A 13,151-nucleotide genomic window follows, 5' to 3' on the forward strand; every position below is an offset into this window, starting at 1 on the left:
TTGGCGACAGGGTCCTGTGGCGGAGAACCTCTCCGAACCGGCGCCGGGGGCGTCAGGTACGGCGGGCGTTGACGTGCCTGCCCAGCAGTGAGGCCGACGCCGAGGGGAACGACCCCCGCAGCCGCCTGACCTCCGCCGTGGTGAGGGCGTCCCCGACCGACGTGGTCTCGTTCACCCTGGCGGTGAGGTTGACGGAGCCGCTGGCCCAGTTCAGCCAGGCCGCCAGCAGTTCGCTCTCGAACACCGTCCGCTTCGTCCGCTTGGCGGGCTTGAGCACCCGGCGGGCGGCGGCCGGGGTCGAGGCCCCGCCCAACTCGGGGAAGACCCTGCTGGCCTTGCCCACCATGCCGAGATAGCACCGGAGCGTCGCGTCCGTCAGCGTGCCCTTGCCCGTGCCGAACTCGGCGGCCCACTTCGCCGCGCTCAGCGTCTTCTTCGATGTCCCGCGCACGCACATCGTGGGCCTGACAGGCGCCGCGACGGCGGGCGGATCGACCGGGTCGGCGGTGACGGTCACGGTGACGGTCACCGTCGGCAGCGGGATCGGGACGGGCGCCTGGGTCGGCCCGACGGGCGGGGTGCCGGGTTCGGGGCTCGGGTCGTCGCCGGGCTCCTCGGGAACGTCGGAGTCTCCGGGGTCTCCCGGGTCTCCGGGTCCGGGGTCACCCGGGTCGCCGGGATTCTGGGTCACCCCGGGGGAGGGGGCGGCGCCGGTGAGCGCGCCGTACAGGTCGAGGCGGGGGACGGCGACCCCGTCGTAGACGATCGGGCGGCCCGCGGCGGTGAGCCTGCCGGTGAGCGCGCCCGCCGAGGCGTCCGCGCCCGTCTCCGCGGCCCGCTGCGCCAGTACGGCCAGCGCCCCGGTGACGTGCGGGGTGGACATCGAGGTCCCGCTGTAGATCTCGGTCCTGCCGCCGGGGACCGAGGAGTCGACGTCGACGCCGGGGGCGAACAGGTCGAGGACGGAGCCGTGGTTCGACCAGTCGGGGACGCGGTCGGCGTCGTCGGTGGCGCCCACGGTCACCGCGCCGGACAGGCAGCCGGGCACCCCGGCGCCGGGGGAGCCCTCGTTCCCGGCGGCGGCCACGGTCGCGACGCCCTTCGCGAGCAGCGCGCCGAGGCGTCCCCTCATCTCCTGGACCTCGGGCTCGCCGTCGCAGGAGGCGCCGTAGAGACCGCCGCCGAGGCTCATGTTGACCGCGACGAGGCCGGGGACGGTGTCCTTCAGCCGCGTGAGGTATTCGAGGGCGAGCAGGAGCGAGGACTCGTAGGCCGTGACGCAGGGCTCACCGGCCCCGCAGTCGTCGACACGGCTGAAGACCTGGAGCGCCACGATGTCCGCCCCCGGAGCGACGGCGTGGGCGATGCCCGCGACGTGGGTGCCGTGCTCGCACAGGTTGACCTGGCCGTCCAGACAGGCGGGTGTGGCGGCGTCGGCGGCGCGCTCGGAGGTGTCGGCCTCCTGCCCGTTCGGGCACAGGGAGCGCACGCCCTCGTCGACGACCGAGAAGCAGGCCTGCCGTACGACCTTGCTCCCCAGGGCGGGGTGGGCGGCGTCGATCCCGGTGTCGACGATCGCGATCGTCGTGCCGCGTCCGTCGGCTCCCTCAGCGTGGGCGCGGTCGGCCCCGACGAGCGTCAGGCCGGAGGCGAGCGAGCTGGGGGAGTAGGTGCGGTCCCTGCGGATGGAGACCACCCGGGGGTTCTTGGCCAGCTCGGCCAGCGACTCACCGGTGCCCTGCACGACGATGAAGGAGGTGTCCTGGGGCTGGAGCACGACGTCGGTCTCCGGCAGCAGCCGTGCCTCGCCCGCGACCTGTTCGGCCTGCGCGGGGACGGCGAGCTCGACGATGGCGCGGGCGCCGTCCTCGTCGGAGACGAGCCCGGCCTCAAGCTTCTCCGGCTCCGGTGTCGTCTGGACCGTTTCCGCCGGCGGCTCCTCGGCGAGGGCCGGTACCGCGGGGGTCCCACAGAAAACGACGCAGAAAACGACGCCGAGCACGATCACCTGGGCCACGAGGGCTCGAAGTCGCACACGTCCTCCGGGGGGTAAGGACAGCTCCGGCTGCTGATCATGCGATACGGAGTTTAAATACTGCTTTGTCGCCAGTGAATAGCACGTACCGGATTTGAAGGATCTTCTCAGCCCGAGTTCATCTCGGGGCCGGACATGGCTCGGCCCCCCGCGGCGTGTCGCGCACGGAGGGCCGAGTGTCCGAAATATTACTTGAGGCCGTTGGAGAGCGCGGTGATCAGCTCACCGTTGGGGGTGTCTCCGCTGGTCTCCCAGAAGAACGCGCCACCGAGGCCCTGGCTCTTGGCCCAGGCCATCTTGCTGGTGATGGTGGCGGGGGTGTCGTAGCTCCACCACTGGCCGTTGCAGAAGGCGTAGGCCGTACCGGCGACGGTGCCGTTGGAGGGGCACTTGGTCTTGATGACCTTGTAGTCCTCGATGCCGGCCTCGTAGGTGCCGGGAGCGGCACCGGTGGCGGTGCCACCCGGGGTCGACTGGGTCACGCCGGTCCAGCCACGGCCGTAGAAGCCGATACCGATGAGCAGCTTGCTGGCGGGGATGCCCTTGCCCTTCAGCTTCTGGATGGCGGCGTCAGTGTTGAAGCCCTCCTTCGGAATGCCCTGGTAGGAGGTCAGGGGCGAGTGCGGAGCCGTCGGGCCCTTGGCGTCCCAGCCACCGAAGAAGTCGTAGGTCATCGGCATGAACCAGTCGAGGTACTGGGTCGCACCGGCGTAGTCGGCGAGGTCGATCTTGCCGCCGTCGGCGCCGTCAGCGGTGATCGCCGCGGTGACCAGGGCGCTGGAGCCGAACTTGGCGCGCAGCGCGGAGACGACCTTCTTGAAGGCGTCGGGGCCGCTGGTGTCGCAGGTCAGGCCACAGGCGTTCGGGTACTCCCAGTCGACGTCGATGCCGTCGAAGACGTCAGCCCAACGCGGGTCCTTGACGACGTTGTAGCAGGAGTCGGCGAAGGCCTGCGGGTTGGCGGCGGCCTGGGTGAAGCCACCGGACCAGGTCCAGCCACCGAAGGAGTAGATGATCTTGAGGTTCGGGTAAGCCTTCTTCAGCTTGCGGAGCTGGTTGAAGTTGCCGCGCAGCGGCTGGTCCCAGGTGTCCCCGACGCCGTCGACGCTCAGGTCGGCGCCGTAGGACTTGTCGTAGTCGGCGTAGGCGTCGCCGATCGCGCAGCGGCCACCGGCGGTGTTGCCGAAGGCGTAGAGCAGGTGGGTCAGCTTCGGCGCGGTGCCGCTGGTGACCAGGTTCTTGACGTGGTAGTTACGGCCGTAGACGCCCCACTCGGTGAAGTAGCCGACGACCTTCTTGTTCCCGGCGGGGCCGGTGGGCGTGATGGTCGGGGTCACGGTGGGGGTGACCGTGGGCGTCACGGTCGGGGTCACGGTCGGCGTGACCGTGGGCGTCACGGTCGGCGTCACGGTGGGGGTGACGGTCGGCGTCACCGTGGGCGTCGGGGTGGCGTCCCCGCCCTCACAAGGCGCACCGTTCAACTTACAGTTCGTCACACCGGAGACTCCGCCGGGGGATCCGGTGAAGCCGAAACTCACCGTGGCACCCGCGGCCAGCGCACCGTTCCACGACTTGTTCGCGAAGGTGTAGTGGCTGCCGCTCTTGGTCATGTCGGCGTCCCACGCGGACGCGATCGACTTGCCGGCGGGGAGGTCGAACTCGACCTTCCAGCTGGTCAGGGCGGTCGAGCCCGCCTTCACCGTCACGTTGCCCTGGAAGCCGGTGCCCCAGTCGGAGGTGGTGGTGTAGACGGCGGTGGCGGAGGTGGCGGCCGTGGCGCTGCCCATCCCGATCCCCACCGGGACTATCAGCGCTGTGGCTGCGATCAAGGAGCCGATGGTCATTCGTCGCAAGGGTCGCTCCAGGTCAAAGAGTTCCTAGCCCCCGAATTCATAGGAAAGTTTCCTATTAGTTTCCAGAGCGTAGGTTCTCCTTCGTGGGCGGTCAATGGCTCGCTGACCGATATAAGGCGGATTTAAGGTTCACGGAAGCCTTGGCGAACCCGGCCTGAACGGAAAAGGGCCGGTCACACGCTGCGTGACCGGCCAGGCCCGACCGAAAAAATCTTCCTGTGACGTTGACCCGGCGGTTGTCCCGTCGGTCAAGGAACCCTCAGCGGCGGGTGGTCCTCCCGGCGCCCTTCCTCCCGGAGGTCTTCTTCACGGCCTCCCCGGCCGCCTCCGCGACGGGGCTCTCCGCGGCGGGACTCTCCGACGGCGCGTCGTGCCGGAGCCAGACGGCGCCCAGCGGCGGCACGCGCAGCCGCGCCGAGTACGGCAGCCCGTGCCGCTCCTCCTCGACCGCCTCGACCGCGCCCATGTTGCCCACCCCGCTGCCCGCGTAGTCGTAGGCGTCGGTGTTGAGCGCCTCCTCCCAGGTGCCGGGAAGGGGCAACCCCAGCCGGTAGTCCTCGTGCGGCGCCCCGGAGAGGTTGACCACGCAGGCCAGCACCGAGCCGTCGGAGGCCAGACGCAGGAAGGAGAGAACGTTCCCCTGGGCGTCGTCGGCGTCGATCCAGCGGAAACCGTCCGGGGTGTCGTCCCGGGTCCACAGCGCGGGCGTCTCCCGGTAGATCCGGTTGAGGTCGCGCACCAGCCGCTGCACCCCCTTGTGGCCGTCGAAGTCGAGCACCCACCAGTCGAGACCTCGGACCTCCGACCATTCGGACCCCTGCCCGAACTCACCGCCCATGAACAGCAGCTGCTTTCCCGGATGGGCCCACATGAAGGCGAAGAGCGCGCGCAGGTTCGCGAACCGCTGCCACTCGTCGCCGGGCATCTTGCCGAGCAGCGACCCCTTGCCGTGCACCACCTCGTCGTGCGACAGCGGCAGCACGAAGTTCTCCGAGAAGGCGTACATCAGGGAGAAGGTCATCTGGTGGTGGTGGTACTGCCGGAAGACCGGCTCGTGCGCCAGATAGGCCAGGGTGTCGTGCATCCAGCCCATGTTCCACTTGAACCCGAAGCCGAGACCGCCCAGGTGCACGGGCCGGGAGACCCCGGGCCACGCGGTCGACTCCTCGGCCACGGTGACGATGCCCGGCTGGTCCCGGTAGACCAGCGAGTTCATCTCCTGCAGGAAGGCCACCGCGTCGAGGTTCTCCCGCCCGCCGTACTCGTTGGGCCGCCACTCGCCCTCGCGCCGCGAGTAGTCCAGGTAGAGCATTGAGGCGACCGCGTCCACCCGCAGCCCGTCCACGTGGAACTCGCGCAGCCAGTACAGCGCGTTGGCGACCAGGAAGTTGCGCACCTCCCTGCGGCCGAAGTCGAAGACGTAGGTGCCCCAGTCGGGGTGCTCGCCCCTGGTCGGGTCGGCGTGCTCGTAGAGCGCGGTGCCGTCGAACCTGGCCAGCGCCCAGTCGTCCATCGGGAAGTGCGCGGGCACCCAGTCGACCAGCACCCCGACGCCCGCCGCGTGCAGGCTGTCCACCAGGTACCGGAAGTCGTCCGGGCCGCCGAAGCGGGACGTGGGCGCGTAGTAGGAGGTCACCTGGTAACCCCACGAGCCGCCGAACGGATGCTCGGCGACCGGCAGGAACTCCACGTGCGTGAACCCCATGTCCACCACGTACTCGACCAGTTCGACGGCCAGGTCCCGGTAGGACAGGCCGGGCCGCCACGAGCCGAGGTGCACCTCGTAGACGCTCATCGGCTCCTTCAGCGCGTCCGCCGCCGCGCGCCCGCGCAACCACTCCTCGTCGTGCCACTCGTAGGAGGAGCGCTCGACGACCGAGGCCGTGGCGGGCGGGACCTCGGTGCGCCTGGCCATCGGGTCGGCCTTGGCCCGCCACACGCTGTCGGCGCCGAGCACGTTGAACTTGTAGCGCTCGCCCTCGCCGAGGCCGGGGACGAACACCTCCCAGACCCCGGACCTGCCCAGCGAGCGCATCGGGTGGGCGGTGCCGTCCCAGTGGTTGAAGTCGCCGATCACCTGGACGCCCCGCGCGTTCGGCGCCCAGACGGCGAAGGCCGTACCCTCGACGTCCTCGTGCCGCATGACCCGCGCGCCGAGCACCTCCCACAGCCGCTCGTGGCGCCCCTCGCCGATCAGGTGCAGGTCCACCTCGCCCAGCGTCGGCCAGTGCCGGTAGGGATCGGCCATCTCGTACGGCTCCGCGCCCGGATAGGTGACCAGGAACCGGTAGTCGGGGATCTTGTCAAGACCGGGAATCGTCACCGCGAAGACGCCGTGGGCCAGGTGCTCCATGTCATGGGTGTGATCGTCCACGACGACCTGGACCTTCTCCGCCAGCGGCCGCAGCGTCCTGACGGTCACGCCACCGGCCCCCGGGTGCGCGCCGAGGATCGAGTGCGGATCGTGGTGCGCTCCGCCCGCGAGCCGCTCCAGGTCCAAGTCCGCGTTCATGGATCACTCCCGTAGATCGGTATCCCCTAACCCTGCCCTACTCGGGCGTTACGACCCATGCCCTTGTCCGCTATCACCATGCGTGTCGCGAAAATGTGCGGATATGCGATGAGGAAAATCCTGTATGTCGCCATCACGTGGTGCGGAATACTGGCCGTCGGTTCCGTTGATCACCTGGAGGGCGGCGATGCGCGGTGACACGGCCGGGGCACCCGTTCCCGCACGCCCTCATCACTGGCCGCTGCCCGCGGAGACGGCCTTCCCTCCGCCGCCCCGCCCGCTGCGGCCGGTCAGAGGGCTCGCGACGGCCGTACTGACCCTGCTCGGCCTCGACACCCTCGTGGGGGCCGCCTGGGCGGTGGCGGCCGACCCCCTGGCCACCGTCGTCGAGGTCGTGGGTGAGGGCGCCCTCCCGCTGCTGTCGAACTCCGCGTTCCTGGTCGCCCTGACGGCCTCCAGAGCCTTGGTCAGGGCGGGTCTGGTCGTCGTCTTCCTGGTCTGGCTGGTACGGGCGCGCCTGAACGCCGAGTCCCTCACCCGGGTCCCGCACCGCTGGTTCAAGATCTTCATCGTGCTCGGCTGGGCGCTGCCGGTCGTCGGGTGGTGGATCCCCAAACAGATCGTGGACGACGTCTGGGCCGCCTCCCGCCCCGGCGGCGTGCGGGGGGAGAGCATCGGCAGGCAGCCGCACTCCTGGCTGGTGTGGGCCTGGTGGATCGCGTGGCTGCTGGCCTTCTGGGTGGTCCCGCTGTCGTCCGTCGCGCTGCTGAGCCTCGCCGGGCGCCCGCCCGAGGAGGTGGGCGCGCTCGTCGGGTTCGGCCTCGACCCGTTCACCTGGATCCCCACACTGCTGGCCGCCGCCCTGCTGGCCATCGTCGTGGTACGGATCACCCGCTTCCAGGAGGCACGGGTCGCGGCCGGAGGCTGACGGGCTCAGTGACCGCCGGTCCCACGGGCCGGCGGGGCGGGGCTCTGACAGGACCCCCGGATGAAGGCCTCGCCGTCGGCGAACTCCGCCCCCGGCTCCGGGTGTCCGAGGTTCGCCGCGTACGGCCTCGCGGGTTCCCCCGAGGTCGCCAGGCGGCGGGTCAGCCACTGCGCGAACCGCCCGTGGGCGGTGACCACCGCCGCGAAGGCCACCGCCAGCGCCGCGAGCACCGGCAGCCGCTCCTCTTCGGCCAGCAGGATGGACTTGGCGTCGGCGAACCCGGTCCTGGCCGAGGTCCAGCCGGTGACCAGCACGGTCACCCACCTGCCGCCGCGCCTGATGCCCGGACGCGCGGTCGCGGTGATCGCGGCCGGTACGGCGAGCACGACGAAGACGACGGTGATCATCACCGTCGCCACCAGGGTGAAGGAGGTGTCCACGCCCACGGCGACCGCGACCCCGCGCATCAGCAGCCGGGCCGCGAGGCCCCCCAGAACTCCCGCGACCAGCGCCCCCACCGCCGCCGCTAACACCACACGACCTCGAGCTACATCCCCATATCGCATTTAAATGGATTTAGAGGGATTTTCCCGGCAGGGCAATCCCGAAAACGAATCCGGAACCTCCTTGTGACCCACCTGTTTGGAACGGTTCACAATCCCCGGCACCGAAGACGTGTCAACCGCCCGGCGCGCCGATCGCAGCCGGTGGGCGGGCCGTCGAGGCGGCGAACATATGACTGCTACCCATGAGAAATTGACATGATCGAGTAACCATGGACAATCAACACCGTTTTGCTCATCGGTAAAGATCAACTGTGGAAGCCGGGGAGAGAGATGGCGCGAAGGAAGACGCCCCTGGAAGGCGACGGGCCGACCATGCGTTTCGCCGTCAGGCTGAGGGAGGCCCGCGAGAGGTCGGGACTCACGCTGCGCCGGTTGGCGGAGATCTCGGGGTACTCGCACAGCACTCTGTCCATCGCGGAGAGCGGCAGACGGCTGCCGACATGGGAGGTGGCCGCCGCGTTCGTCCAGGCGTGCGGCTCCCAGGACCTCGAACGGTGGCGCGGCTGGTGGGACGCCGCCTTCGAACACGAGGCGGCCCAGCCGGCTCCCGTCCCGGACGCCACGGCGAGCGCCGGACCGGAACCCGTCACCGGCCTTCCGCAGTCGACCGCATCGGACCCGGCCGGGACGGACGACCCGCCCGGCTCAGCGTCGTCGGCTTCCGCCGTACCCGACGCCCCCGTGGCCCGGGCCTCCCAACGACCGGGCCGGGGCGGGCCGCGCTGGTGGCACCTGCTGGTGGCGAGCGTGGCCTCCTCACTTCTGACGGCCACGGGTTTCCTGCTCTTCCCGGTGCTCTTTCCCGGTCACTCCCCGGTACGCGGTCCGGCGACGGCCGTCCAGCCTCCGGCGAACCAGTCCGGGCCGACCTTCCCCCCGGGCCCCGACCCCACCCCGGTGGCGGCGTGCGGCGGTGCCACGCCGGGCTATGGGTGTCACAAGAAGGATCCCGACGCCTCGGGGTGCTGGAAGACCGCGCAACTGGCCGCGGCCTCCACCTTCTCCTACAAGGGCAAGGCGGTGGGCAAGTTGGAGAACTGGTACTCGGCGGAGTGCGGCACCAACTGGGCGGCACTGCGGATGCCCAAGGGGTGGCGGGGCCGGGTCGAGATCGTCACGAAGACGACGCGAGACTGCTACCCCCTGGACTGCGTGAGCTTCTACGACAAGACCCCGCCCCTCTGGTCGAACATGCTGTTCGGCATGAACCGGTCCACCACCGCCCTCGGCTACGTGCGGTTTCCGAACGGGGAGACGAAGGAGTTCGAGGCGGCCACCCCGGGACCCTGACCCGGGAGGCGTCGGCCGTACGGCCCGCGCCTGTTCGGTGTGGTTCCCGGTGGAAGCCCGTGTTCTCCTCCGGCATGTTGACACGCCGTTGAGCTGCGACGACACACCGGTTGTTCGTTGCTGTTCATGGATGTCCACCCCGCTGTCCGATCTCTTCCCGCGCCGTCGGCCCGGACGGTACGACAGGGCCAGGCCGGTGCGACCGACCTCCCGGCTTACCACTGCTCGCCTGCTCCGGCGGCACCGTGGCGGCACCGTGAGGCTGTTCCAGAGCACCGGCGTCCCTGCAAACGGATCCCGGTCAGCCGGTGAACGGAACCGGCGGCCGGATCAGGATCGGCATCGGAAGGACTTTCACATGCGTTTCCGACTACTGCGCGTCGCGGTGCCCACCGCCGTCGTGGCGCTCACCCTCGCCACCACCAGCGGGGTCGCCCACGCGGCGACGTCCCACCAGGTCGTCTACCACGCCGACGGCAACTGGGCGGGGGAGGTGTGGTTCAACGCCGGCACGCACAACATGGCCAAGGGCCGCAACTCCTTCACGGTGAAGGACACCTTCTGCGGCGACGGATGGAAAGTGGGAGTGCACTACGAGATCCCCGCGCTCAACATCTACCGCACGTTCATGCTCAACGGTGACTGCTCCGGGGAGAGCAGCTTCTCCGTCGTTTCCTACGACGTGGCGCCCTCCGCGATCCACTGGTGGGGCCTGAAGACGAGCACGACCGAGAACCTGACCACGTACGAGTCGCAGGTGAACGACTACGTCGACTGACGACCACGCCAGGGCCGTGACGGTGCGGGCGGCCGTCGCGGCCGGAGAAGGAGCGGGTGACCCCGGAGTGCCCGAGGTGGCCTGACCAATCGGCGACGGGGGACACGGCCGTGGAGGGACCACCTCCACGGCCGTTTCGCTCATCCGGCCGGGGGCCGGGGGCCGGGGACGGGCGGCCAGACGCCAGCGGGCTCAGCCGGTCTTGCCCGGAGGGTCGGGCAGGGGCGTGACGCCGGAGGCATCGGCGAGGGCGTCCACGATGCTCAGCCCCCTGCCGTGTACGGCCTCGACCTCCAGGTCCAGGTGGCGGGGCCGGTCGGGGCCGTGGTCGGTGACCCGTACGCGCAGCTCCCCGGCCCCCAGCCACAGGGAGAACCTGACCGGGGGCTCGCCGTGGGTGACTGCTTTGGCCGGCAGCTCACCGGTCACCAGGACCACGTCGTCCGTCATGCGCGCCAGCCCCTAGGAGCCAGCACGGGCCCCACGGAGCGGCGCGCCCCGCCGACGATCGACAGGTCGTACGGCAGGTCCCAGCAGGCGGTGCGCAGACCGTCCTGTGTCCGGCGCATCGGGGCTACCGGGGTCGTGGGGATGGAGGGCCCGCGTCCGGTTCCCGTGACCCGGGAAACTCCGGGGGCCGTGACGTCCGGACCGGCCGAGACGGCTCCCGGGAGGCTTGCCGGGACGCCGGCGCGGGGCGGTGCGGTCTGTTCGGCGGCGCGCATCAGGCGGCACAGCTCGTCCGCCGAACCGGCGCACACGACCAGGGACTCCAGAGTCGGCCAGACGGCGGCGTAGAAGCACCGGGTGGCCACGCCGTACCAGACGGCCCAGGCGGGCTCGATCTGGTCCAGCTGCTCGGCGCCGGCCCGGTTGGCGGGGTCCCACCTGCGGACCCGGGGCTGGGAGAAGGGCTCACCACGCCGGTGCCGCCCACCGAGCCGCACCCACGTCTCCCTCCAGATCACGCCCCTCCCTCGGGCACGGCACGCTCCCGGCGTATGGCGCGCCTCCGGGGAAGGCCGTCTCCCCGGGGGAGACGACTCCGGGAAGCGGAGCGTTTCCGAGGGCGACGGTCCTGGGGATCGGAGTGCTCGTGGGAGAGGCGGTCCTGGGGAACGGGGCGTTCTCGGGGGAGAGCGTGGTCGCGTCCTCGGAGAATGTCGAGGACCGGAAAGCCGTCTCCTCATTTCCCTTACGCGGAAGTGACATCCCCCTGCCCGGCGAACATCCGTCCGCTCCGTCCCGGCAATGCGTTTTCCGACCTTCGACGTGCATTTTTCACCCCTTTGATCCGGACATATCCTGAGGTTTCTATGGTGGTGGTGTGAGGGGGCGTACTACATGCATGACAAGGTCTCTCATAGGAGCTTCTTCGCGTCCCCGCCCGCTTCGCAGGGTGCCCCTGACCGGCTACGTTGAGCACGAAAAGCCGAACCACATCGTGGCCACAGTTTGTACTGCGCTGTGCTGAAACTGTGCTGGTGTGCTGACGCTGTAACAATCCCCTGGCGGACGGAGGAGAAATGTCCGTGATATCCAAGGCCGATCCTTCGGCCAAGCCTCTGGTCATCCGGGGCGAGCCCGGCATCACCGAGGAGCAGGTGGACAAGGCCGTCGCCGCCCGACTGTGGACCTGAGCGACGAGCTGAAGACCACGGCTTGACGCAGGGCCACCAAGACGGCTCCGGCCAGGGGAACTGTCTTGAGGTGGCTCCGTTGTCGGGTGGTCGGGTGGGGATCCGTGACACCGAGGTGCCCGATCAGGCGCCGTTCGTGGTGAGTGCGAGTGTGTGGGACGCCTTCGTCGACGGCGCCAAGAAGGGTGAGTTCGACTTCTGACGGTGAGCCTGAGTGAGGCCGCCACCATCCGTGTGACCTCTGAGAAGTCAGCCCGCGGGCAGCGCGGACCCGCTCCGGCCGATCATGTCGAGCAGGAGCCTCGCGGCCCGCTCCGCCCCGTCGGTACGGACCGTCCCGGCCACGACGGCCGCGCGGGCACCGGTCTGGGGGGCCAGGGCGATCCTGAGCGCGGCCGACAGCGAATCGGCGGTCGGCGTCGGACCGTCGTGTTCCGCGCCGATGCCCAGTTCGGTCACCCGGCTCGCCCAGTACGGCTGGTCCGCGACCTGAGGCACGATCACCTGCGGCGCTCCGGCACGGGCCGTCGTCGTCGTGGTGCCCGCGCCGCCGTGGTGCACGACGGCGGCCACCCGGCTGAACAGCGCCTGCTGGTTGACCTCGCCGACGACGAAACAGTCGTCCCGGTCGTCGATCGCGGTCAGGTCGGCCCAGCCGCTTCCGAGCAGGACACGGCGACCCAGCACCCGAACCGCCTCGATGACGGCCCGCGAGATCTCCTGGGCGCTCGCGCCCCGCATCGGCATACTGCCGAAGCCCACGTACACCGGCTTGTCCCCGGCGGCCAGGAACGCCTCCAGGCCGGCAGGAAGCGGGCGCTCGTCCGGCCTGATCCACGCGCCGGTCTGCGTCACGTCGAGCTCCGGCGTCTCCTGCCAGGGACCCAGGACCGGGTCGGTCGCCAGGAACGGGCGGCCGGTGAAGACATGGTCGCGGATGCCGTCCACCGGGGGCAGGCCGACCGACGCCCGATGGTTGTTGATCGTCTCGCCGAACAACGCGTCCTTGTGCTCGGCGTCGAGGGCCCACAGTTCCCGGTTGCCGGTCACCCCCTCGGGGACCACCTGGCCCGGCCAGGGACGAGGCGCGTGATGCGGCGACGGCAGGTAGGAGGGGGAGAGGGAGGCGAACACGTAGGGCGCACCCAGCTTCTCGGCCGCCGCCCGCGCACCGGCCACGGCGGGGAAGGAACCGGTGGCAACCACCGCGGCGCGGTCGCCGGCCGCCTCGACGACCGTCTCGTAGGCCATGGCGGTCAGCTCGGCGGCGATACCGGACAGGCCCGCCTTCGCCTTGTCGGGGATCGCCCCCGTCGCCAGCGCGCGGATCGGCCAGCCGAGAGGACTCAGCGGCACGCCGACATCGTCCAGCAACTCCGCGAAGTCCGGCGGCGCGCACACCCGCACCTCGGCGCCGAGCGCCCGTAGCCGCACCGCCAGCCCCGTCATCGGCTCGACGTCCCCGCGTGATCCGTAGGTCACCAACACAACGCGCATTCACGGCCCCCGATGTCCGTACGTTCCGGTGTCGAAGGGGGATTGTGCGGCA

General features: G+C 70.3%; 11 protein-coding genes. 4 read left to right on the forward strand and 7 right to left on the reverse strand.

All coding sequences use genetic code 11. The annotated features are described in order from the left end of the window. Positions 1-52: 52 nt before the first annotated feature. The 3 genes from ABT340_RS34895 to glgB all read right to left on the reverse strand — a co-directional run bounded on the left by ABT340_RS34895 (position 53) and on the right by glgB (position 6,400). Positions 53-2,035: a S8 family peptidase gene (locus ABT340_RS34895; RefSeq protein WP_352015165.1), complete on the reverse strand. Its 1,983-nt coding sequence runs from the start codon at positions 2,033-2,035 to the stop codon at positions 53-55. 188 nt (positions 2,036-2,223) lie between these two features. Beyond that, positions 2,224-3,864: a glycosyl hydrolase family 18 protein gene (locus ABT340_RS34900; RefSeq protein ID WP_352015166.1), complete on the reverse strand. Its 1,641-nt coding sequence runs from the start codon at positions 3,862-3,864 to the stop codon at positions 2,224-2,226. A 283-nt stretch (positions 3,865-4,147) separates the two neighbouring features. Further along, positions 4,148-6,400: a 1,4-alpha-glucan branching protein GlgB gene (glgB, locus tag ABT340_RS34905; protein ID WP_352015167.1), complete on the reverse strand. Its 2,253-nt coding sequence runs from the start codon at positions 6,398-6,400 to the stop codon at positions 4,148-4,150. 187 nt (positions 6,401-6,587) lie between these two features. Between glgB and ABT340_RS34910 the strand changes: the two genes are divergently transcribed. Next, entirely contained in the window at positions 6,588-7,328 is a 741-nt protein-coding gene (locus tag ABT340_RS34910) for a DUF4328 domain-containing protein (RefSeq protein WP_352015168.1), read from the forward strand. A 5-nt stretch (positions 7,329-7,333) separates the two neighbouring features. On the opposite strand, the gene ABT340_RS34915 is transcribed toward ABT340_RS34910, so the two are convergent. Continuing rightward, positions 7,334-7,861, reverse strand: coding sequence for a hypothetical protein (locus ABT340_RS34915; RefSeq protein WP_352015169.1), 528 nt, complete (start codon positions 7,859-7,861; stop codon positions 7,334-7,336). A 303-nt stretch (positions 7,862-8,164) separates the two neighbouring features. Between ABT340_RS34915 and ABT340_RS34920 the strand changes: the two genes are divergently transcribed. Both ABT340_RS34920 and ABT340_RS34925 read left to right on the forward strand, forming a co-directional pair. Beyond that, entirely contained in the window at positions 8,165-9,184 is a 1,020-nt protein-coding gene (locus tag ABT340_RS34920; protein ID WP_352015170.1) for a helix-turn-helix domain-containing protein, read from the forward strand. Positions 9,185-9,542: 358 nt separating this feature from the next. Continuing rightward, complete coding sequence (locus ABT340_RS34925; RefSeq protein WP_352015171.1) at positions 9,543-9,962, forward strand: hypothetical protein; 420 nt, start codon at positions 9,543-9,545, stop codon at positions 9,960-9,962. A 192-nt stretch (positions 9,963-10,154) separates the two neighbouring features. On the opposite strand, the gene ABT340_RS34930 is transcribed toward ABT340_RS34925, so the two are convergent. Both ABT340_RS34930 and ABT340_RS34935 read right to left on the reverse strand, forming a co-directional pair. Continuing rightward, positions 10,155-10,412 carry an ATP-binding protein gene (locus tag ABT340_RS34930; RefSeq protein ID WP_352015172.1) on the reverse strand — a complete coding sequence of 86 codons (258 nt, stop codon included), beginning with the start codon at positions 10,410-10,412 and terminating at the stop codon, positions 10,155-10,157. Next, positions 10,409-10,930 (reverse strand): hypothetical protein, encoded by a 522-nt coding sequence (locus tag ABT340_RS34935; protein ID WP_352015173.1) that lies wholly within the window; start codon positions 10,928-10,930, stop codon positions 10,409-10,411. The genes ABT340_RS34930 and ABT340_RS34935 overlap by 4 nt, the downstream gene beginning before the upstream one ends. A gap of 694 nt (positions 10,931-11,624) precedes the next feature. Between ABT340_RS34935 and ABT340_RS34940 the strand changes: the two genes are divergently transcribed. Further along, positions 11,625-11,804 (forward strand): DUF397 domain-containing protein, encoded by a 180-nt coding sequence (locus ABT340_RS34940; RefSeq protein WP_352015174.1) that lies wholly within the window; start codon positions 11,625-11,627, stop codon positions 11,802-11,804. 47 nt (positions 11,805-11,851) lie between these two features. Here the strand turns inward: ABT340_RS34940 and ABT340_RS34945 are convergent, their stop codons facing one another. Then, on the reverse strand, positions 11,852-13,099 hold the full coding sequence (locus ABT340_RS34945; RefSeq protein ID WP_352015175.1) for a glycosyltransferase: 1,248 nt from the start codon (positions 13,097-13,099) through the stop codon (positions 11,852-11,854). Positions 13,100-13,151: the final 52 nt, after the last annotated feature.

It is taken from the genome of Streptosporangium sp. NPDC000239, assembly GCF_040300765.1.
In the GTDB taxonomy this organism is placed as follows: Bacteria; Actinomycetota; Actinomycetes; order Streptosporangiales; family Streptosporangiaceae; genus Streptosporangium.